The organism is Brevibacillus brevis, assembly GCF_900637055.1.
Lineage (GTDB): Bacteria > Bacillota > Bacilli > Brevibacillales > Brevibacillaceae > Brevibacillus > Brevibacillus brevis.
On the sequence record NZ_LR134338.1, the window covers coordinates 295,448 to 315,447 of the forward strand.

The 20,000-nt window shown below is 45.1% G+C and carries 24 protein-coding genes; 23 read left to right on the plus strand and 1 reads right to left on the minus strand.

Features of this window, described 5'->3' with window-relative positions:
• Nucleotides 1–753 precede the first annotated feature (753 nt).
• Nucleotides 754–1,398 carry a hypothetical protein gene (locus EL268_RS01760; RefSeq protein ID WP_106656612.1) on the plus strand — a complete coding sequence of 215 codons (645 nt, stop codon included), beginning with the start codon at nucleotides 754–756 and terminating at the stop codon, nucleotides 1,396–1,398.
• A gap of 181 nt (nucleotides 1,399–1,579) precedes the next feature.
• Here the strand turns inward: EL268_RS01760 and EL268_RS01765 are convergent, their stop codons facing one another.
• The gene (locus EL268_RS01765) at nucleotides 1,580–2,299 is read right to left on the minus strand and encodes a hypothetical protein (RefSeq protein WP_106656611.1); all 720 of its coding nucleotides are present in this window, start codon (nucleotides 2,297–2,299) and stop codon (nucleotides 1,580–1,582) included.
• A gap of 339 nt (nucleotides 2,300–2,638) precedes the next feature.
• Between EL268_RS01765 and EL268_RS01770 the strand changes: the two genes are divergently transcribed.
• The 22 genes from EL268_RS01770 (at nucleotide 2,639) to EL268_RS01875 (ending at nucleotide 19,997) form a co-directional block, all read left to right on the plus strand.
• On the plus strand, nucleotides 2,639–3,022 hold the full coding sequence (locus tag EL268_RS01770) for a hypothetical protein (RefSeq protein ID WP_106656610.1): 384 nt from the start codon (nucleotides 2,639–2,641) through the stop codon (nucleotides 3,020–3,022).
• A gap of 243 nt (nucleotides 3,023–3,265) precedes the next feature.
• Nucleotides 3,266–3,868, plus strand: a complete 603-nt coding sequence (locus EL268_RS01775) for a hypothetical protein (protein ID WP_106656609.1) — start codon at nucleotides 3,266–3,268, stop codon at nucleotides 3,866–3,868.
• 48 nt (nucleotides 3,869–3,916) lie between these two features.
• Nucleotides 3,917–4,408 (plus strand): hypothetical protein, encoded by a 492-nt coding sequence (locus EL268_RS01780; protein ID WP_232030215.1) that lies wholly within the window; start codon nucleotides 3,917–3,919, stop codon nucleotides 4,406–4,408.
• A gap of 216 nt (nucleotides 4,409–4,624) precedes the next feature.
• Nucleotides 4,625–5,836 carry a site-specific DNA-methyltransferase gene (locus EL268_RS01785; protein ID WP_106656607.1) on the plus strand — a complete coding sequence of 404 codons (1,212 nt, stop codon included), beginning with the start codon at nucleotides 4,625–4,627 and terminating at the stop codon, nucleotides 5,834–5,836.
• A gap of 132 nt (nucleotides 5,837–5,968) precedes the next feature.
• Nucleotides 5,969–6,238: a hypothetical protein gene (locus EL268_RS01790; RefSeq protein ID WP_106656606.1), complete on the plus strand. Its 270-nt coding sequence runs from the start codon at nucleotides 5,969–5,971 to the stop codon at nucleotides 6,236–6,238.
• Nucleotides 6,239–6,474: 236 nt separating this feature from the next.
• A complete protein-coding gene (locus tag EL268_RS01795; protein ID WP_106656605.1) occupies nucleotides 6,475–6,984 on the plus strand; it encodes a hypothetical protein in 510 nt (169 codons plus the stop codon).
• Nucleotides 6,965–8,803 (plus strand): phage terminase large subunit family protein, encoded by a 1,839-nt coding sequence (locus EL268_RS01800; RefSeq protein ID WP_106656604.1) that lies wholly within the window; start codon nucleotides 6,965–6,967, stop codon nucleotides 8,801–8,803. The genes EL268_RS01795 and EL268_RS01800 overlap by 20 nt, the downstream gene beginning before the upstream one ends.
• A gap of 13 nt (nucleotides 8,804–8,816) precedes the next feature.
• Nucleotides 8,817–9,092: a DUF6148 family protein gene (locus tag EL268_RS01805; protein WP_106656603.1), complete on the plus strand. Its 276-nt coding sequence runs from the start codon at nucleotides 8,817–8,819 to the stop codon at nucleotides 9,090–9,092.
• A gap of 16 nt (nucleotides 9,093–9,108) precedes the next feature.
• Complete coding sequence (locus EL268_RS01810) at nucleotides 9,109–10,761, plus strand: phage portal protein (protein ID WP_106656602.1); 1,653 nt, start codon at nucleotides 9,109–9,111, stop codon at nucleotides 10,759–10,761.
• On the plus strand, nucleotides 10,745–11,818 hold the full coding sequence (locus tag EL268_RS01815; RefSeq protein WP_126435335.1) for a head maturation protease, ClpP-related: 1,074 nt from the start codon (nucleotides 10,745–10,747) through the stop codon (nucleotides 11,816–11,818). The genes EL268_RS01810 and EL268_RS01815 overlap by 17 nt, the downstream gene beginning before the upstream one ends.
• Before the next feature lie 12 nt (nucleotides 11,819–11,830).
• A complete protein-coding gene (locus EL268_RS01820) occupies nucleotides 11,831–12,205 on the plus strand; it encodes a head decoration protein (RefSeq protein WP_106657761.1) in 375 nt (124 codons plus the stop codon).
• Between the two features lie 6 nt (nucleotides 12,206–12,211).
• Complete coding sequence (locus EL268_RS01825) at nucleotides 12,212–13,345, plus strand: major capsid protein (protein WP_106657762.1); 1,134 nt, start codon at nucleotides 12,212–12,214, stop codon at nucleotides 13,343–13,345.
• A gap of 12 nt (nucleotides 13,346–13,357) precedes the next feature.
• Entirely contained in the window at nucleotides 13,358–13,657 is a 300-nt protein-coding gene (locus EL268_RS01830; RefSeq protein ID WP_115984571.1) for a hypothetical protein, read from the plus strand.
• Nucleotides 13,654–13,986 (plus strand): sugar transporter, encoded by a 333-nt coding sequence (locus EL268_RS01835; RefSeq protein ID WP_106657775.1) that lies wholly within the window; start codon nucleotides 13,654–13,656, stop codon nucleotides 13,984–13,986. Before EL268_RS01830 ends, EL268_RS01835 begins: the two co-directional genes overlap by 4 nt.
• Complete coding sequence (locus tag EL268_RS01840; protein ID WP_106657776.1) at nucleotides 13,983–14,543, plus strand: phage tail protein; 561 nt, start codon at nucleotides 13,983–13,985, stop codon at nucleotides 14,541–14,543. The genes EL268_RS01835 and EL268_RS01840 overlap by 4 nt, the downstream gene beginning before the upstream one ends.
• Complete coding sequence (locus EL268_RS01845; protein WP_106657777.1) at nucleotides 14,536–15,030, plus strand: hypothetical protein; 495 nt, start codon at nucleotides 14,536–14,538, stop codon at nucleotides 15,028–15,030. Before EL268_RS01840 ends, EL268_RS01845 begins: the two co-directional genes overlap by 8 nt.
• Complete coding sequence (locus tag EL268_RS01850) at nucleotides 15,027–15,311, plus strand: hypothetical protein (protein ID WP_106657778.1); 285 nt, start codon at nucleotides 15,027–15,029, stop codon at nucleotides 15,309–15,311. Before EL268_RS01845 ends, EL268_RS01850 begins: the two co-directional genes overlap by 4 nt.
• Nucleotides 15,311–16,774 (plus strand): phage tail sheath family protein, encoded by a 1,464-nt coding sequence (locus EL268_RS01855; protein ID WP_106657747.1) that lies wholly within the window; start codon nucleotides 15,311–15,313, stop codon nucleotides 16,772–16,774. Before EL268_RS01850 ends, EL268_RS01855 begins: the two co-directional genes overlap by 1 nt.
• 24 nt (nucleotides 16,775–16,798) lie before the next feature.
• Nucleotides 16,799–17,323: a phage major tail tube protein gene (locus tag EL268_RS01860; RefSeq protein ID WP_115984591.1), complete on the plus strand. Its 525-nt coding sequence runs from the start codon at nucleotides 16,799–16,801 to the stop codon at nucleotides 17,321–17,323.
• A 17-nt stretch (nucleotides 17,324–17,340) separates the two neighbouring features.
• Nucleotides 17,341–17,664 carry a phage tail assembly protein gene (locus tag EL268_RS01865; RefSeq protein WP_106657454.1) on the plus strand — a complete coding sequence of 108 codons (324 nt, stop codon included), beginning with the start codon at nucleotides 17,341–17,343 and terminating at the stop codon, nucleotides 17,662–17,664.
• Nucleotides 17,665–17,799: 135 nt separating this feature from the next.
• Complete coding sequence (locus tag EL268_RS01870; RefSeq protein ID WP_106657453.1) at nucleotides 17,800–19,782, plus strand: hypothetical protein; 1,983 nt, start codon at nucleotides 17,800–17,802, stop codon at nucleotides 19,780–19,782.
• Nucleotides 19,782–19,997 carry a tail protein X gene (locus EL268_RS01875; protein WP_106657452.1) on the plus strand — a complete coding sequence of 72 codons (216 nt, stop codon included), beginning with the start codon at nucleotides 19,782–19,784 and terminating at the stop codon, nucleotides 19,995–19,997. The genes EL268_RS01870 and EL268_RS01875 overlap by 1 nt, the downstream gene beginning before the upstream one ends.
• Nucleotides 19,998–20,000: the final 3 nt, after the last annotated feature.

The following is a 20,000-nucleotide window of genomic DNA, read 5'->3' on the forward strand; positions in this document are numbered from 1 at the left end:
ACCAGTATTGCCAGTATCAGTAGTGATTTATTACATTAGTTACTTTGTTAGAAATTTCTTCTTATAAAAGACATAGGCAGCCATTAAAAGAGGGAATGTTACGCATCCGTACCAGAACAAGGTTTCATACGAGTTTGTAGACTCATAGGCTATTGAAAACCCTGAACCTGAATTCTCAGTTAATTCCTTTTGCATAATTTGAAAAATTTCTTGGTACATTTGATTCTGTTCATACAAGTCCCATGTAAAGTAGGCCCAAAAGAAAAGAAAGTGTATGACAAATGAAAACCTAAAGGCTTTGAGTAAAGTAATCAAAAAATCACCCGCGATTTCAGTTTTTTAAAATTGTATCACTAAAGCAAAAAAATGGAAGTGTTTAACAAAACGGTAATCGTGATAATAGAATACCCCTGCAGCTGTATGCAAGGGTTAGTGTAATTGTAATTCTAATTGCATAATTCGTAAGATAATCGCTTGTACTTGTTCGTAAATTAGATTTCGATCATGCCAAGTCAAATCAGCTGAGGGGGTTCTCGAAACCAATCCTTCTCTTAGCATTTCCAATTCGTTGATATCAACAATTGAATTTAAATGTTGGAGAAACTCAGTCATTATCACAACCCCTTAATCACCTGTTATGAGTCAATATATGGGGTTATCAGCAATTGTGTATGGGCGTTTGAGCAAATGGGCATGTGAGGATGTCGAAAGAGGTTAACACAATACTTAACAAGAAAAGGGTAGGCGGTGTAGGTGAACGATAAACTGATCGAACATGTTTGCGAAAAATGCCCCGCTACTCAATGGGGCAAGAAATCGATCTGTAGTGTCCACAACCTCCACGTTGGTAAGATCGAAACCTGCCCGGAGTGGGACAATTACATCATAGAGAATCAAGGGTTGCTTGATCGGAGCGGGCAGCTTGCCTATATCAATCTTGAGCCAGCTCTTGAAGTCGTGCAAAAGGTAGAGGAAGAAATCAAGGATTACCATTGGATGGTGAAAGAGGTTGAGCGTCTGAGGAAGGAAATAGACAAGGCGATTTCTTCGAATCCGTTGATACAGGAAAAATTGGTCGCTACCTATGGCGATGCTGCAGGTATGCCGAGCGGAAAAGGATTACGCCTCTCCACCTTAACCATTCCGGAAGAGCGGTACGAAAAACGGATTGAGAGAATGAAAAGCCTTGAAGACAAGGTGAGGCAAATCAATGATTTCGCTATCGGTCTAAGTGATAGCAAGTACCGAACAGTCATGGAATGCATGATGGACGGGATGCGTATGAATAGCATTGCCAGACACGTAGGAGTTTCACGACAACGATTAAACGAGATCAAGCGGGATATCGTGAACCGATTAGCGAGGGAGCTGTACAGCGAGGAATTGTTAGGCTCCTGACAGGTTGACATATCTGACACATCTGACGCTTTTGACGGTTTTTGCAAACAAATCGAAAATCACTCTATACTAAGTGTACGCACGATGAATAAGCCGCTCGGGTAAATAACCGGGCGGCTCTTATATATTTCGGGAGTTAAATCTGCCCACGAATATTTCAGTGGGGAGATATTCCTAACGATCATAATTCCAAGGAATTGATTAAGTCTTTCATTTTTTTAAGCTCAGATACAACTCTTTCATACTTTTCTTGTAGCATATCATTTTGATTTCTTAGATTCTCATTCTCTTCCTGTAGGGTTTTGAAGGAAGTGATAAAGCTATTGATGGAATCTAGGAAACCAGCTTCGTTAGTATGTAAAGGTCTTTCACCGTCTTCACTTTGCTTTTCGTGAGATGCATTTTGGAAAGTCTCAGGGGTTTCTGGGGTAGCTGCTTGGAACTCGGATTGATTCTTTAGAGCTTCGTCGTATTGCGCCTTATATTCTTCGATTCTCATGAGTGCATACCACTTCGTTTTAATGGTACTCTCCTTAAGGTTTACAATTTTTGAAACGGATCGCAAGGCTTCTCCAATTGCCTGACCTTTTAAAATTTCTGTGCAAACTAATGAAACGAGATAACGATTTTCCTCACTTACTTTTCTCATAGATCTGTTTTTACTTCCTTTCTGTAAAGCTTTTTCATAGAGTGCTCGATAGTAATTTCTCAAGTGTTCTTGCCAAACGTATTGACACATTTGAGCAGTTGGTTTTTTTAGCACTACTTTAGCAATTTCAAATGCTTTTTTTAATGCATCAAGTTCTGTCTCACCTTCACCTTTACTGACACAATTCAGGACAATTTTGGATAATTTAAGTTTTTCTTGTGGAGTGAATTCACTGATGATAACTCGACCCATAAAAATTCCTTCCTAGCATTATCTATACATTAATTAATTTCATTCAGTGCATAAGGAAAATCAACTTGTAAATTATGGGGGCGATTACTCTGCTGGAATATATCGGACAGGGGATTACATGTGAGACCTACGGCTTCGGCCTTTCGCCCCTTGTCCGGTATCTCTCGTATTCGAATACGCTGATCCTATCCCAAGTGTGCAGTATTACCTGGTGCAATACTAAAAGAAATTTATTGGAATTTATAAAATAAATGAACTTTATTTAGTGTATTTACAATCGTTGGTATAATAAGGTAATATATTTTTGGTAAAAATAATGAAATATAGGAGTTGTTAGTAATGAAGAAATATTTTATGAAACTTCTTATTGCAACATTTGCCCTCACGTTTGTGATTGGGTATGCTGTGCCAGCTCAAAAAGCTTCAGCTTTAAGCCTAATTCTTTTTATGGAACTAAAGAAGGCTGCCGAAGATGTAGCTGACTCTTTACCAAATGATATTATGGATGATGATATAACGGTAGATCTCGGTTCATTCAAAGATAAACATGGAAATACCCCTCTTACCAAGTCTTCTGGCGAATTCAAAAATGGAAAATGGACTGTGGAAAAAGATACTGCAGGGCATCTTGGATGGAACGGCGAAAAGAAAGCATGGAAATTAAAGAAGAGCGGCGATAGAAAGGCTTCCTTAGATAAAGATGGTGTAGTATTAGGAAAATAAACAATAAAACACCGATTATGCAGATTGTAGAAAAGTCCCCTTTTGAATAAGGGGACTTTTCACGTCGTTATAAGGAATATACTTTCAATCCTGATAAAGTGGACCAGGACAAGAAATTTTGCTGTTGAGTTTCAAAAAATTAGATTGAGGGTTTAATTACAGCATGAGCACGGCTTTGCACGTTTTTCCTAATTTACTTAATGCGGTATACTAAACTATAGAATTGAAAGAGGGAGTGTTAGTGTGGAAATTAGAACAATTATTGAAGAGAGACTTTGGGAAAATGTACATAGTATTAATGAGTTATTGAAACCTTTTCAGGAAGATTTACTTTCCATTGACTTTGAAAGCGAACTTTCAGATAACAGGTTTCTTATCGATCGCTTTCCAGTGCCTTTGCGATATCCTTTAAGCGATGAATTAGAGATATTTTATGATGATTGCAAAGAAGAAATGAGCAAATATAGCTACTATTTGCAGGAAGAACAACGTTTTATTAAAACTATTCAGCAGTTATGGACTCTTAGTTCAGCTATTGCAACTTCTAATCTATCAGACCGAGACATTGACAGATTAAAAGACATTGTGGATGATCATAATAGCCTGCTCGAAACTTATGAAAATGCGTCAAAAAAACCAATGTTCGAAATTGACTCGAATAGAAAGATGGAACTTTTGACTAGGTTAAGTTTAAGAGAAAAAATTCATACATGCTTTATTTTTCCTGAAATCAAATTGATTGTACGTTCTAATGGGCTTATTTTCGAGCTTTATTTAGGAGATCAATCAAAAAAAGAATTGGTGCAATTAATTTGTTCAACTCATGGACTATACTTACGAAAATAATAAATTGGAGCACTTTCTCCCTTTATAAGTGGAGGTGGATGAAATGTAGTGCGGTATGTCGACTCAATGACAGGAGAAATATACTACACGGAGGAAGTGCTGCGCCGGTCGGACGAGATTGTAAAAGTGTTTCGTCCAGTAGGCCGCAGCTCAAAATTCGTGAAGATCAAAGCCAGCCAAAAGGCAAAGCGACGGCTCAGAAAGCTGTCACTCGCTGAGGCTGGCTTTTTGTTGAAGATCGCTCCTTATGCCAGCGAGGGAACCAACCTCCTGCAAGGCGACAATGAGCGCGGGCAAAAGGGGACACCACTTACCGTCAAAGACCTTGCCCGCATTGCAGACTGTTCCTATCCAACAGCACGCAAGATTGTGAAGACATTCATTGAGCTGCACATAATGCGCCGAACTGACTTAGATGGACGGTCAGCACTAACCATCAATCCCCTGTATTCTCTCAATGGGAAGACAGCAGAAGCGTGGCTCCTGCACCTATTCAGCCAGGAGATCACAGAGGCAGGAGAAGACCCAAATTTGGACTAGGGGTCGCCAGAAGCCAACAGGCAGCCAAAGTATAAGGCTCTAAGCTTCAATCTCATTTTTTGCGGTGAAACAAAACATATACTTTTCTGCTGGAATAATAGTCGTTTGATTACACCTACAAAACACGGCACCAGCCCAACAGTAAAGGCATAGAGCAATTCAAGGGTTGGTAATATTCTTTATTCTTACTTTATCGCCACGAAGGAGCTGAACAGCATGGACATACGGAAAATACCAGTCTTTATGATTAAGGCTGCTGAATATAACCCGCGAATAGATTTGCAGCCGGGCGACCCTGAATACGAGAAATTGAAACGATCCATTCAAGAGTTTGGCTACGTCGAGCCGCTGGTTTGGAATGAGCGAAGTGGAAACCTTGTCGGAGGGCATCAGCGATTCAAAATACTCGTCAACGAGTTAGGACGGACTGAGGTAGACGTATCAGTCGTTGACTTGGATGACATTAAGGAGAAGGCACTCAACATCGCTCTGAACAAAATCAGCGGGGATTGGGATGAGGAAATGCTCGCCCAGGTGTTGACGGAGCTACAGGAGTGCGATTTGGACGTAGAGCTCACAGGTTTTGATCTGGATGAAGTTGTAGATTTGATCAACGATTACGTCAACATTGAAATAGATGAACCAGTTAAAGAAGATGATTTCGATATTGAAGACGAGCTCTCTAAAATCGAAGAGCCAGTCACACGACCAGGCGACCTTTGGATTCTCGGGCGACATCGACTTTTGTGCGGAGATTCAACCAATCAATCGGACGTCGAACGGCTTATGGATGGCAAGCTTGCTGCAATGGCTTTCACCGATCCGCCGTACAACGTGGATTACACCGGTAAAACGAAGGATGCTCTTAAGATTGAAAACGACAAAATGGCAGACGGCCAGTTCAAGGAATTCCTGGTGACCGTCTATCAAAACCTCTTTCTCGTATCCGAAGAGGGAGCCCCTATCTATGTATGTTATGCGGCTACGGAGGGCGCAAATTTTAAATCAGCTATGAAAGAATCAGGATGGCTTTTGAAACAGTGTCTCGTTTGGGTAAAAAATAGTTTCTCTATTGGCCGACAGGATTACCATTGGCGACACGAGCCAATTCTCTACGGATGGAAGCCGGGGGCTGCACATCGATGGTACGGCGACCGCAAGCAGGACACGGTCTGGGAAATTGATAAGCCAACGCGCAATGGCGAGCATCCCACGATGAAGCCAATTGCTCTAGTTGCTCGAGCTTTACAGAACAGCAGTAAGCGTGGGGACATCGCGGTAGACTTCTTTGGCGGTTCTGGATCCACACTTGTTGCGGCTGAGCAAACCGAGAGGGTTGCCTACCTCATGGAGATTGACCCCAAATATTGTGATGTGATCGTAAAACGATGGGAACAACTCACTGGTGAAATAGCAGTGAAGGCATAAGAAAAGGAGAGTGCAGAAACACTCTCCCACTCAAGCCGGGTCACCCCAGCAGAGATAGTGGAACACCGTGGCCACGGATTCTTCAAGCCACTATCTCATTTTCCATATTAAAGGAAAGCTGTGGTGGCATCAATGAAAAAGCAAACAGAAGAACTGCTGACCGACTTTGTTGATACGAACCAGAAATATAGAAAGGTGATTCATGCGATCATTGCCCAATGGGTGAAGGATTTTCAGAGCGGCAAGATCATTGTAAACTCTGTGTGCGATCTGCATTCGCTCATGAAGATGGAACAAGAGTTGCAAAAAACTATAGCGACGGATACCAAGCAAATAAAGGACAAGCAAGGCCGTAGCCCAGGTGGGGAGCACCAAATGACTATGTATGACACTAATGGTTGATTTGAATTGTGTTAAAACCATACGCAATTCAGATAGCTTGGGTCCTTCCAGACAGCCTGATACCATGCGGGTCGATCGAGCCCCGAAATCCAGCTAGACTCAAAATTTTAAAGTCACTTCCTATTCAGTGATCGTTGCTACTACTGAAAAAATCGCTTCATCTACTGTCCCGAACAACATTGGGACAAGAAGAGGAAGCGATTTGTTTTTTACTTCCGGAAGAAAGGAGAGAACTCATGGATATGATTGTGGGCACACAGCAGTTCGCTGATGTGATCGGAAAAACCCCTAAATGGGTAAATACACTCACACGAGATGGTGTCCTCCAACAGATTAGCAGAGGAAAATACGATCTAGCCGACAACGTTCAGCGGTACATCAAATACGTGCAGCATCTTAGTGATAATACAGACATCGATTACAACGAAGAAAAAGCGCTGCACGAAAGAGCCAAGCGGAAAATTGCTGAGCTTGATCTGGCAGAAAAAGAATTGTCGCTCATTCAGGTGGATGAAGTAGTTAAGATTATGGAGCGGATGGTCGGTCTATTCAAAGCGCGTTGCCTCACGATTCCATCGAAAGTATCTCCTTTGCTCCAATTTGAAACAGAAATGCCGGTAATCGTGGGGATATTGCAAAAAGAGATTAAAGAAGCATTGCAAGAACTGGCAGATCACTACACCAACTTTGCTGAAAAGGGCACGGTCGAGCCAACTGGTGAAGAGCATGAACCAGAAACATCGTAAGCTTTACCAGGCTATCGCCCAAATCGTTTCTCCTCCAACCGATTTGACAATTACTCAGTGGGCAGATGCCTACCGATATCTGTCTCCTGAATCGGCAGCTGAGGCAGGGAAGTACAGAAGCGATCGGGCGCCATATCAAAAGGGCATGATGGATGCAGTTAGTGATCCAGAAGTAGAAGAAGTAGTATTTATGATGGGATCACAGGTTGGTAAAACGCTATCCCAAGAAAACATCATCGGTTATTACATTGATCAAGACCCGTCCCCAATGATGTTGGTTGTCCCCACACTAGATATGGGAAAAAGCTTTTCAAAAGATCGACTTAGCACAATGATACGCGATACGCCAGTTTTGACTAAAAAGGTAGCTGATTCGAAAGCCAAAGATTCAGGAAATACCATCTTGCACAAATCATTTCCGGGCGGTCATATCACCATTGTGGGTAGTAATTCCCCGGCCTCCCTGGCGAGCCGCCCGATCAGGATATTGCTGGTCGATGAGTTGGACCGATTCGAGGCAACTTCTGAGGGGGACGCGTTGGATTTGGCAAGAAGACGGACAGCCACTTTCCACAATAGAAAAATTGTTGTTGCTTCTACGCCGACAATTAAGGGCCATTCGCGGATCGAGCAGCTATACAATAACTCTTCGAGAGGTGAATGGCATCTTCCATGTCCGAAGTGTGAGGCACTCCAACCCTTGGAGTGGAATCGGATCATATTCGATACCGTATCGATGCGCTGCTTGCATTGTGGCTTTGATTCTCCTGAAATCGACTGGAAGAAACAGCAGATTGCCGGAAAAGGAGAATGGATACATGAATTCCCGGAACGAAAAGTAAAGGGATTCCACATGAACGCGTTAGCGTCTCCATGGACTCGTTGGCAAGAAATGATCGAAGCCTTTTTGGTCGCACAGGACGAGTTAAAAAAAGGAAATCCCGAGCAGATGCAGGTTTTCGTCAATACGCTTTTGAGCGAGACTTGGGAGGATCGCGGTGATATTCAGGACGAAAACATTCTTCTGGAACGTCGAGAAAGCTACGATGCTGAACTACCGAACGGCGTTCTCATCCTTACAATGGCAGTCGACACCCAAAATGACCGATTAGAGTACGAAGTTGTCGGCTGGGGCAAAGAAGAAGAGTCTTGGGGAATCGAAAAAGGAGTTATCTGGGGAAAGCCAGACAATCCGCAAACATGGAGAGAGCTCGATGATAAGCGGGAACGAGTCTGGAAATTCGCCAATGGTGCAGGACTGATTGTAGCGTGTACTTTTGTTGACTCAGGCGGTCATTACACCGATGAAGTTTATAAATACTGTGGGCAGAGACTCCAAAGCCGTGTCTTCCCCATCAAAGGTGAAGGTGGATCAGGCCTTGAGTTAATCCGTAAGGTCTCCAAAAACAACAAATACAAGATTCCCCTTATCCTCCTTGGTGTGGATTCAGGAAAAACGACGATCATGCAGCGTTTGCATATCGCGGAACCTGGTCCACACTATTTTCATTTCCCGATTGAGGAAGAGCGTGGATATGATCAGATTTATTTCAAAGGTCTTGTTTCTGAGCGGCAAGTGTTTCGAAAAAAGAATGGCCAAACGGTCATGGCTTGGGAAAATGTCGCCAAAGACAAGAGGAATGAGCCGCTGGATTTACGGGTCTATGGTCTTGCAGCGTTGCGTTTGCTGAAACCAGACTTTGAAGCACTCGAAAAGCGCTTGCGAGAAGTTGATCCTCCCGTAAAACATACAGCTGCAGCAAAACAAATATCAGGCCAGCAAGCAAAGCAGCTAGTCAAGCGCTCAAAACTTTGGTGAGGGGGTGTAGGATATGGCTTATGATCCAAGACAACAGAACAGGCTACAAGATGAGCTGGAAATTGTTAAAGACCGCCTGAATAAATACTACGAGGCTGAAACAGCCATTTTGAAAGGGGCACAGGAATACCGTATCGGGTCCAGGAATTTGCGGCGTGGCGACTTAAAACTCATCAAAGAAGAGATTGAGAAACTGCAAGACCGGAAAAACGAACTGGAAAACTCACTTGCAACAGGTGAGAGTCCATCAAAGCGTAAGGCATTTCGAGTCATCTATCGAGACTTGTAAGGGGGGTGAGTAATTTGTGAAGTTCATAGAGAAAACAATTGAATGGATATCACCAACTATGGCGTTAAAGCGAGAAGTGAATCGCACAAAGCTATCGGCATTTCGGAAGGTTACGAATAGCGGTTATTCGAATAGCGGGGCAAGTCGGAGAAAAAACTCAATGAAAGGCTGGAACAGCGATAGTAAAAGTCCGCAAGAGGACATCGGGCAAAACCTTGCTGTGCTTCGGGAACGTAGCCGTGACCTTTACATGGGTGGCGGACTTGCTACAGGGGCAATTAAGAAGAATCAGTCGAACGTTGTGGGCTCAGGACTCACACTCAAATGCCAACTCAATTACCGTTTACTTGGTATTACGGCGGAGCAGGCAAAGGAGTGGGAAGATCGTACAGAGTTTGAATTTAATCTTTGGGCATCATCCAAGATCGATAACACCGGGCTGAATGACTTCTACGATGCACAACGGATCATGTTGACCGGATGGCTGCTGAACGGTGATTCCCTTGCTGTTATGAAATATGCAGATGCCGCAGAGCGGCTAAATCCATATCGTATGCGGCTTCATCTCATTGAGGGCGACAGGCTCAACAATCCGAATCACACGCAAGGATATTCCCCAACCCTTACTACTGAGGGCTTCTCGATTTCCGAATATGTGGAGCTATCAGATGGCCGTGCTATCCGAAATGGAGTCGAGACAGACCTGAATGGTAAGGTGATCGCTTACTGGATAAGCAATAAACACCCGAACAGTACGATTCCACAAGGGCATATGACACAATGGGCGCGCGTTGAGGCACAGAATCCGGTTTCCGGATTACCTAACGTGCTTTTTGTAATGGATGCAGAGAGGGCAGAGCAATATCGCGGTGTACCGTATCTTGCACCTGTCATCGAGCAAGTCAAACAAATGGACCGTTATGCCGAGGCAGAGATTGCAGCGGCGATCATCAATAGTTTTTTCGCTGCCTTTATTACACGAAAAGAAGGAGCAAAAAACGAAATACCATTTACCAATCCCATTCCTGAAAGTGAGCAATTGAAACTGTCGCCAGAGGAACGGCTCTCTAGTTACGAGTTGGGGCCGGGAACCATCAACATGTTGGCAGAAGGCGAGGAAGTGACCTTTGGCGATCCTACGCATCCGAATGCTGGCTTTGATTCGTTTACAAAGGTCATGGCACAGTTAGCAGGCGCAGCGCTGGACATGCCATATGAAGTGCTGCTTTCTGTATTCAACAGTAGCTATTCAGCGAGTCGAGCTGCACTCTTGCAAGCGTGGAGATCCTTCCGGGACCGTCGTGATTGGTTCTCGCATGATTTCTGTCAGCCGGTCTACGAGACATGGTTGTTTGAAGCCGTGGCAACCGGACGTATTAAGGCACCTGGATTCTTTAACGATCCAGTCATGCGAAAGCTTTGGAGCCAAGCCATTTGGATTGGACCAAGTCCTGGTCAAATCGACCCTGAGAAAGAAGTAGATGCTGCGGTGAAACGAATCAACAACGGATTTAGCACGCACGAACGGGAAACGGCGGAGCTCACAGGGATGGATTGGGATAGCAATATTGACGTGCTGACGCGCGAGTGGGAAGCGCGTCGGGATCTGCCACAAGCACATATTCCGGGCATGAAAGGAGGTGACAAACAAAATGCCAAAACGGATTGAAGTTAGAGGCGTAATCATACCGAATGACCATCAATGGATTTATGACTTATTCGAAATGGATGCAACAAGCCCTGGAAAAATATCGAAAGCGATCGCGGAAGCAAACGGCGATGATCTTGAGGTCATTATCAACTCAGGTGGTGGTGATGTTTATTCGGGCAGTGAAATCTATACCATGCTGAAAAGTCATCCAGCTGGTGTTGACGTCCAAATCGTCGGTGTGGCAGCTAGTGCTGCTTCTGTCGCGTCCATGGGTGGAAAGAAGGTCAGAATGTCACCAACGGCACAATTCATGATTCACAACGCAAAGACTCGGACTCAGGGAGATAAGTGGGAGCATCGGCACACAGCGGATTTCCTACAGGCGGTCGATAAGTCCATCGCGAATGCATACCGGCTAAAAACAGGGTTGTCTCAGAAGGAATTGAGTACCCTCATGAACCGCGAAACGTGGATGACGGCACAAGAAGCATTGGCAAAAGGGTTTATCGATGAAATCATGTTCGACGATTCGAATCAGCTCAGTGCTGTCGCACATGCAGGCATCGAAATGATTCCCCAACAGGTGATAGATCGTGTCCGAAATGAAATTATGAAGTTCCAAACGGAAGGAGCGAGCATTATGCAAGTAACCAATCAAACTCAAGTAATCGATCCACAACCACCGACAGCATCAAATGCAGCACCACAACCACCTGCACCGAATCAGGAACAAAATACTCAAGATGCAGCTGCACAAGAGAGGGAGCGCCTTCGCGCCATTGACGCTATTGCAGCAAATATTGATCCTGCTTTGGTAAACGAGGCTAAGTATGGGGAAAACCCAATGACAGCAGCAGATCTGGCGCTTAAGGCTATGCAAGAAGGCAAGATGATTAATAACGGCTTATTCAATGCGGCAGTAGCAGCTAATCAAGCGTCTGGAGCTCTTGATGTGACAGCTCAACCACAACAACAAAACACGGAAAAAGAGTATGACTTGAACAACTTGAAAGACGTGAATGCAGTCTTCCAGCAACTCGCACATGCACATTCAATGCAGCGCCTACAAAGATAAGGAGGAATAACCATGGCAAACATTTCTACTACATTTGGCACGGTGGATAATCAGTCCTTTTTCGCGGGAACGGAAGTGTCCGCAATGACCACAGCAGTGACATTACTTGCTGGTCAAGGGAAGCTCAAACGCGGATCGGTACTCGGCAAGATCACAGCCAACGGGAAATATGCGTTGGTAAACAAAGCAGCAACAGACGGAAGTCAGATCGCGTCATTGGTTTTATCTGAGGACGTGGATACAACCGGATCTGATGTAAACGCAGTAGCGTATAAAACAGGTGTTTTCCGGTATGATGCCCTGAAAGTTGCTGCCGGCGACTCAGTGGCTAACCACAAAGATGAGCTTCGCACTGTCAATATTCATTACAAAACTGATCGGGGGTAAACAATCGTGAAAATTAGACAATCCGCCATTGCAGGACGCTTTATGAGTCCACAAAATGCCGCGACCGTTACAGGTGGCAGCATCAGCATCTATGAACCACAAACAATGCTTCCATCGTTTCAACGAAGAATGCCAGTTACAACGTTCCTTCGGGACATGTTCTTCCCTGGAGAGACGACTTTCGATACAAAGCATGTCCTAGTGGATTTCTACAAAAATCGCCAGCGTGTAGCTCCACTGGTTGCAGAAGGCAGCATGCCGATTAATATCAAACGGGATGGATTTGAGACGAAGATTTATACACCGCCTTACATCAATCTTTCGTCGCCAATTGATATCGGTATGCTGCAAAATCGGATGCTTGGTGAATCGGTTTTCGGCGGTATGTCACCGGATGATCGTGCTGTCCAGCAGATGAACCGCGACTTTTTGGAACTGTCCGACATGATCACACGTCGAGAAGAACTGATGGATGCAGAGTTGCTGCAAACCGGTAAGGTAACGGTGGCCGGTTACATTGATGATGCCGCAACCATCGTGCGGACAGATACGATTGACTATGGCTTTGAAAACACCATCAATCTGACAGGCGGTAGTCAGTGGAACCAAACGACTTCCAAAAAGTACGAAGACTTGGAGGAAGCGGTCAGAAAATCTCGTAAGGCTGGATACAATCCAACCATCGCGCTTCTTGGTGATGAGGCGTGGGCTAATCTTCGAGCAGACGATAATTTTATGACGAAGTTCATGGATCTGCGATACGCACAATTTGGAACAATCAATCCACAGCTCAGTATCGAGAGCGGCAATGGATACACGTACATTGGTCGATTGACTGAACTTGGCCTTGATTTGTACCGATACGACGCTTGGTATTTTGATGAGACAACACAGACGCTTAAACCATACATCGATCCTGAGAAGATTATTGTCGCGCCAAGAAACATTGGAGAAATGTTGTACGGTGCGAATACTTTCATCCCAGAAGATAGCATCAACTACGTAACAGTCGAAGCGACACGCGCGACAAAGGTAACCGTCAACCGTGATACAGATGTGAAATCTCTCATCGTGAAGAGCCGTCCATTGCCGAAGCCGTTTGACGTATCTGCATGGTCTGTTATCAAAACGCGCGCGTAGGAGGAAACTATCATGCGATTTCAAGTGCAAATTGGAACAGTGAAGCATAATGGTGTCTTTCATGAGAAGGGCGCCATTTTTAATGCTCACAAAAAGGATGTAGCGCATCTGATCGGTGAAGGGGTGGTAGTGCTGTTTGAAGAGACTGAACCTGACAGAGAAACTGATAGTGATGTAGGATCTGATGAAGTAACGAGCGAGGATATGGAACAGGACGAGCATTCTGACGATAATCAAGAGCTTAATTTGAATCTTGATACGAACGAATTGATTGTAGGTGCGCCTAAAGGTGGGAAAGGCAAAGACAAATGAGCACATTCAAGGATCAACTAAAGGCGGATGCTGCTGTCTTTCTCAATCCAGGTGAATTTGCAGATCAAATCGACATCGATGGGAAGAAGATTACCGGATTGATTGAACCTGTCGCAATCGGTGAGGGGAATCGATCGTATTCCTACCCGACCCATGACCGTGAATACACGGAAGAAATAATGCTCTATGTGAACCGAGCCGATTTCACATTCATTCCAGCAGTTGGACACACGTTAAAAATCAATAAAAAAGCGTATGTGGTCGTAGCTCCACCTGCTGATTTTGAGGGTATTTTGGAAATCCGCCTTGGCGGGAATTCAAACCCATGATTGATTTCGACAACTCCATTAAACAGAGGCTGAATGAAGCAGCAAATCTTCTGGCCCATATTCCGAAACAGATTCCAAAGGTACAGGCACGGGCCATGAACCGTGCCCTGTCCAGCGGGAAAACGGAAGCGGCTGCCAGGGTGAGGGATACGTACCTTGTCCGAAAAAAAGACGTCAGCGAGACAATGGAGATCAAAAAAGCTTCCGCGAATGATCTGGATGGCAGTCTGGAATCAAAGGGTCATGTGATGCCACTGATTCGGTTCCGTGTTACGCCGAAATCACCGCAACCTGGTAGGAAAAAACCCATCTTGGCTCAAGTATTACGAGCTGGCGGGAAATCTCCGATTCCTGGCGCGTTTGTTGCGAAAGTCAGAAATGTGGCTTCCGTATACAGACGAACGACACCGAAGAGGTTTCCAATCAAAGGACTCTATGCGCCTGCTGTACCGCAAATGCTAGACAACGAGAAGGTACGAAAATCAATACAGAATAAAATGCTGGAGACATTGGACAAGCGTCTCGAGCATGAAATAGGACGGGTGCTAGATGGTTAATGTTGTCCTAGTTAACAAGCTAAAAGAGCGTATTGAAACGCTTGTGAAAGATTTTGTGCTACCCACCAACATAGATGGCCACGATCACAAAGCACCACAGGTAGTTAGCGGGTTTCTGAGTGAGAGCAAACAATCACCTGTAGCTGATCCGCAAGAAATCAAAGCGGAGCTGCCCGCCGTTGTTGTTCGTTTTCGGAGAGAGAACGACGGGAGGCAGGCAAACATCGTTAAAATTCGAGTAATCGTCATCACATACAGCGAAGATGAACAAAACGGCTGGATTGATAGCCTGAATGTAGCGAATCGGATAAAGATTGGGTTAAAAAGAGATCCAATCATTGACGATCGCTTTCAGATCGATGACGAATCTTTCGAAACGGAGCAACCAGACGAGCAACCATTCCCAGAATGGGCGACATACATCACGTTCGATGTCTTTGTACCACAAGTACAGTCCGAATTTGATTGGGAGGAATTTTATAAATGAGCAAAGCAGAATCAAAGGTGACTGCAAAAGAACCAATGCACGTCATCTACTGCGGGAGTAGTTTACGTGACGGCACTCTGCATCGATACGCACTATTTACAGACGGAATTCCACAACATCTAAGCAAGCACATCGAAGCGTGTCCAGTCATCAAGAAAATGTTTGTGCCTGTAGAAAAGCTGTCCCAAGCAGAAGCGGCGATCAGAGATCATGGAACCCCGGAGAGTGTCTTTTTCCAGCAGACCGCTGATTACGCCGCAGGAAAGAGAGTTGAAGAATAGTGGCATATAAACACCAGGTATCTATCTCAGAAAGTGGTACGAGTGTCCTTTCGCCTGTTGAAGCTGCAGCCGGATTGCCCGTCTATTTCGGTACGGCTCCTATCCATTTGACAGACAATCCATCCGCATATGTGAATAAGCCGGTACTGGCCTACAGCTATGAGGAAGCGGTAAAGGCCCTTGGATACCATTCCGACTGGAACGACTATACACTATGCGAGGCTATCAAAGCTCAATTTCAGCTTTTTAACGTTGCGCCTGCTGTATTTGTCAACGTGCTTGATCCTTCCATCCACAAGGAGAACGTGGCGGACAGCGCGATTACTCTCTCATCAGGTAAATACACAATTGCTGTTGACGGCGTGCTACTGTCGACCCTGATCGTAAAACTCACTGGTGCGGGTAATGCTTTGGTGCGAAATAAGGACTATACAGTTGTATTCAATGGATTAGGGCATCCTGTAATTTCTCGCGTGGATGGTGGGGATATTCCGGCGAACCAAACCTCATTGACTGTATCCTACGATAAACTCACGCCTTCCACCGTAACAGAAGCACAAATCATTGGTGGAATCGATTCAGGAACAGGCAAGGTGACAGGACTAGAGTTGATCAACAAGATTTTTCCGTTGTATCGACTTGTACCTGGGCAAATTGTCGTCCCGAAACACTCGAAAAAGCCAGCCGTTGCGGCAGTCATGAAAGCAAAATCAGTAGGCATTAATAGTTTGTTCAAGGCAATGGCGATTGCCGATATCGATTCATCTTCAACAGGAGCTGGCGTTTACACAGAAGCACCAGCATGGAAAAACAACAACAATTTCAGTGACCCACACCTAGTGGCCTGCTATTTGAAAGCGAAATTGGGCGACGAGATTTATCATTTGTCTACGCAATTTGCAGCGTTGAATAGCAAAGTCATGGCTGAAAACGGCAACGTTCCCTATGTATCGCCTTCCAACAAAAACATTCAAGCGAACGCTGTCGTAAATGAAGCTGATACGGAAATCAACCTCGGCGTAGATCAAGCAGCCTATCTTAATGGTGAGGGGATTGTCACGGCAATCAATTTCGTCGGTGGATGGAAGATGTGGGGAAATAACACGTCTGTCTATCCAGCCCATACAGATGTGAAGGACAGATTCATTCCCGTCCGTCAGATGTTCAACTGGATCGGAAACACGCTTATCTTGACCCATTGGCAAGTGGTGGACGATCCAACAAACAGAAGGCTGATTGACACGGTTGTGGACTCAACAAACATCTGGTTGAATGGACTGACAGCGCAAGGTTCCATACTCGGCGGGCGTGTAGAATTTAGAGCAGCGGATAATCCGGTCACATCGCTGCTGGACGGAAAAGTTTCTTATCGGTTGTTCCTTGCTGCTCCCGTACCGGCTGAAAACATCGAGTTCAAACTTGAATTTGATGTGGCCTATCTTCAAAATCTCTTTGCAGCCTAATCATACAAGGCAGGTGAATAAACAATGGCAAACAAATCAATTCCTGATCGCCTTAAGGATTACATGATATACAAAAACGGTACAACAGACCTCGTGGGGGTGGCAGATATCCAATTGCCATCCTTTTCTTTTGCTACAGAGGAAGTCAAAGGAGCTGGGGTATTTGGGAGCTTTGAATCTTCTGTCGGGTCCTTCGGCTCTCAAAAAATCACCCTGAATTGGCATTCGATCACAGATAGAATGTTTGACTTTCTGGAGCTGGGTGCTCATCGGCTAGATTGCCGTGGAGCTCTACAAGAACATGATCGTAGCTCTGGTCGTCTGATTACCCGTGCCCTACGGATCGTCGTTCAAGGGCACACCACCAGTGGAGAACTAGGAAAGCTAGAAAAGAACGCAACAACAGATAGCAGTACAGAAATGGAAATTACGTATATCAAAATAGAATTGGACGGAAAAAACATCTTGGAGCTCGACAAATTAAATTACATCTATCGAGTGAACGGCAAGGATCAGTTAGCGGATACGCGTCGGGCGCTTGGACTATAGAAGGGAGTTTTGCAAAAATGAAATTGCCACTGCCATTAGAAAAACCATTGAGGGTAGACGATAAGGAGATAACCTCCCTCACGTTCGATTTCGATAAACTGACAGGCGCGGATGTTATTAATGCTACCGATGAGGCCCGCCAGATTAGCGGATTTTCCCCGAATGACATGCAATCTTCGACTTTCCGGGCGGTGCTTGCCGCAAAAGCTTGCGGAGTCCTCTACCATGATCTATTAAGATTGGGGGCACGGGATTTTTTTCGAGCAGTAACAGCGGCACATGCTTTTTTGCTCGGTATGGATTTGAAGGAGATGGAGGAGATAGAGAAGACGGAGGAATAAGAGAGTTACGGAAACTCGTACTCAATATGGCGAGGAACACGCATACCACCATGGAGTTTTTCCTTGGCATGACTTTGAACGATTTAAATGAATGGGTATCAGCAGCCATGGAAATGACGGAGGGAGGCGAAATGGATGGGTAGGAAACTGTATGAATTCACAATCAAGATGTCTGGGAAAATGAACAGATCGTTCACCAGCGCGTTCGATAACGCTTCCCGCCGTATGCAGGATATGCGAAAAAAAATCAGCGAATATCAGGCATCTATTGAGAAGGCAAATGGCAAACTGCAATCCATGACCACCTTGCACTCGAAAATGTCGGCCGCGATAGCGAAAACCAAGAGCGGTCTTGCGGCTTTGGAGCGGAAATACCGAAGTGGCGCGATCAGCGAAGAGGTGTACAGACGGGAAAGCCAGAAGCTGCAAAACGACCTCCAGCGTTTTACCAGCGTCCAAAAAAGAGCGACCGCACAGGTCGATAAGTTTAAGAAGAGTGTATCAGAGCTCAATCGAGAAATGAGAAGTGAATCAAACAATCTGAACGCTTATTCTCGCCAACTTCAAACCATGGAGGCAAACGCACTTGCTGCGGGAGTCTCCATAGGGGAAATTGCGTTGGCAGGGGCTGCTTTGATACCTGTTGGTGGGTATCTTGGTACGGTTGGGGTTGGTCTGGCTGGGATTGCTGTCGGAGCAAAGACTGCGAAATCTGCTTTTGACTTGATGATGGATAGCGTGAGCAAAGCGGCTGATCGAGAATACAACATCGAAGTCATTCAATCATTGCTCCGGGACCAAAAGAAAGCTGATCAGTTGTTCAACTGGATGGAGAAGCGTGCCATTGAATCCCGTTTCGGGATGACGGACTTCTTTGAATCTGGCCAGGCGTTTTTGTTTAAAACGAAAGACCTGCGGCAAGTCCAAGCATTACTAGATATATCCGAGAAGCTAGGGACGCTCAATAAACAACAGGGGATGCAGGGGGCGGCTATCGCTCTCAACGAGTTATTGATTGGCGATACTCAGTCTATCGTTGAGCGTTTTAACATGCCAAGGTCAGACATCAAGAAGTTTGCCAAATCAGGAATTGACGGCATTATCAAGGGCATGAATGAGCTGCTAGATAAACAGAACATCGATGCCAAGCTGTTGAGTGATGTGGATACAACTGGTCTTGTTATGTATGAACAGCTCGTGGAAAAGCTTCAACTGACATGGACGAAAATGGGGGTAGAAGCGTTAGACGCTTTGAAACCAACGCTAAAAGAAATCGACAACTTGACCAAAACAGAAGCGTTTCAAGATTTGGCGAAGCTAGGGTCAGATGCTTTTGCGGAAATGGGACGAACTGTTACGAAGTCCGTCCAGTTTGTATCTACTAAGCTACAGACGATTTTCAATAATCCTGAATATAAGAAGTTGGATGTTTGGGGGAAAATCGAGTTTATCGTAGCGGATGCATACGAGACGTTCAACAAATGGTGGAGCTCAGGCGGGAGTGAAGCCACGCAACGTGTCACTTATGAAATGGCATCGAAGCTCGGTGAGTTGATCAAAGCGGCAGCTTTACCTCTCATTCCAATTGCCCAAGACGTAGGATATGATGTCGGCAAATCGATCATTCAAGGCATTTGGGATGGAATGTGGGGAGAAAACAAGCTGGAGACTCCCTTTAGCAAACTGGAAGCCCGAATAGAGAGCATGAGGGCTGCTGGTCAAGATCCGACCACTACGCCTGTTTATGGCGGGCCAAACGCAACCATGACAGCAGGGCTGGAACCTGCATGGTACGAAAAAGCGTGGGATTGGGTAAATGGTTCCCATGCAAACGGATTATCTTATGTCCCGTTCGATGGATACAGAGCGGAGCTTCATAAAGGGGAACGTGTATTGACTGCCCAACAGAATCGTAATCTCGACTCCAATCTATGGTCGAGAGCGAATCAGGCGTTGTCGTCACGCAACGGGAATCAAACACTTGTTTTTCAGTTCTCACCAAACCTTTCAGGCGGAAACCGGGCGGAAAACGAGTCGATGCTCCGAGACTCCTATCATGAATTCAAGGCGAATATGCAGCGGTTCATGAGGAATGAGAGGGCGGTGAAGTTTTCCTGATGGCTGGAACATATACAACGAATGCAGGCGACATGTGGGACTGGATCGCATTTAAAACAATGGGCAGTGAGTATTTCATGCCACAGTTAATGGAAGCCAATGTAAAGCATCGTGAGACGGTAATCTTTTCATCTGGAATCGTCCTCGTTGTTCCCGACATTGGCAATGTCACGACGCAGGATACATCAAATCTGCCTCCTTGGAAGAGGGACTGATGA

Coding starts and splice junctions, on each gene's coding strand:
- EL268_RS01765 (WP_106656611.1), bottom strand. CDS start 2,299: ATGGGTCGAGTTATCATCAGTGAATTCACTCCACAAGAAAAACTTAAA.
- EL268_RS01770 (WP_106656610.1), top strand. CDS start 2,639: ATGAAGAAATATTTTATGAAACTTCTTATTGCAACATTTGCCCTCACG.
- EL268_RS01785 (WP_106656607.1), top strand. CDS start 4,625: ATGGACATACGGAAAATACCAGTCTTTATGATTAAGGCTGCTGAATAT.
- EL268_RS01790 (WP_106656606.1), top strand. CDS start 5,969: ATGAAAAAGCAAACAGAAGAACTGCTGACCGACTTTGTTGATACGAAC.
- EL268_RS01795 (WP_106656605.1), top strand. CDS start 6,475: ATGGATATGATTGTGGGCACACAGCAGTTCGCTGATGTGATCGGAAAA.
- EL268_RS01800 (WP_106656604.1), top strand. CDS start 6,965: ATGAACCAGAAACATCGTAAGCTTTACCAGGCTATCGCCCAAATCGTT.
- EL268_RS01805 (WP_106656603.1), top strand. CDS start 8,817: ATGGCTTATGATCCAAGACAACAGAACAGGCTACAAGATGAGCTGGAA.
- EL268_RS01815 (WP_126435335.1), top strand. CDS start 10,745: ATGCCAAAACGGATTGAAGTTAGAGGCGTAATCATACCGAATGACCAT.
- EL268_RS01820 (WP_106657761.1), top strand. CDS start 11,831: ATGGCAAACATTTCTACTACATTTGGCACGGTGGATAATCAGTCCTTT.
- EL268_RS01830 (WP_115984571.1), top strand. CDS start 13,358: ATGCGATTTCAAGTGCAAATTGGAACAGTGAAGCATAATGGTGTCTTT.
- EL268_RS01835 (WP_106657775.1), top strand. CDS start 13,654: ATGAGCACATTCAAGGATCAACTAAAGGCGGATGCTGCTGTCTTTCTC.
- EL268_RS01840 (WP_106657776.1), top strand. CDS start 13,983: ATGATTGATTTCGACAACTCCATTAAACAGAGGCTGAATGAAGCAGCA.
- EL268_RS01845 (WP_106657777.1), top strand. CDS start 14,536: ATGGTTAATGTTGTCCTAGTTAACAAGCTAAAAGAGCGTATTGAAACG.
- EL268_RS01850 (WP_106657778.1), top strand. CDS start 15,027: ATGAGCAAAGCAGAATCAAAGGTGACTGCAAAAGAACCAATGCACGTC.
- EL268_RS01860 (WP_115984591.1), top strand. CDS start 16,799: ATGGCAAACAAATCAATTCCTGATCGCCTTAAGGATTACATGATATAC.
- EL268_RS01865 (WP_106657454.1), top strand. CDS start 17,341: ATGAAATTGCCACTGCCATTAGAAAAACCATTGAGGGTAGACGATAAG.
- EL268_RS01870 (WP_106657453.1), top strand. CDS start 17,800: ATGGGTAGGAAACTGTATGAATTCACAATCAAGATGTCTGGGAAAATG.
- EL268_RS01875 (WP_106657452.1), top strand. CDS start 19,782: ATGGCTGGAACATATACAACGAATGCAGGCGACATGTGGGACTGGATC.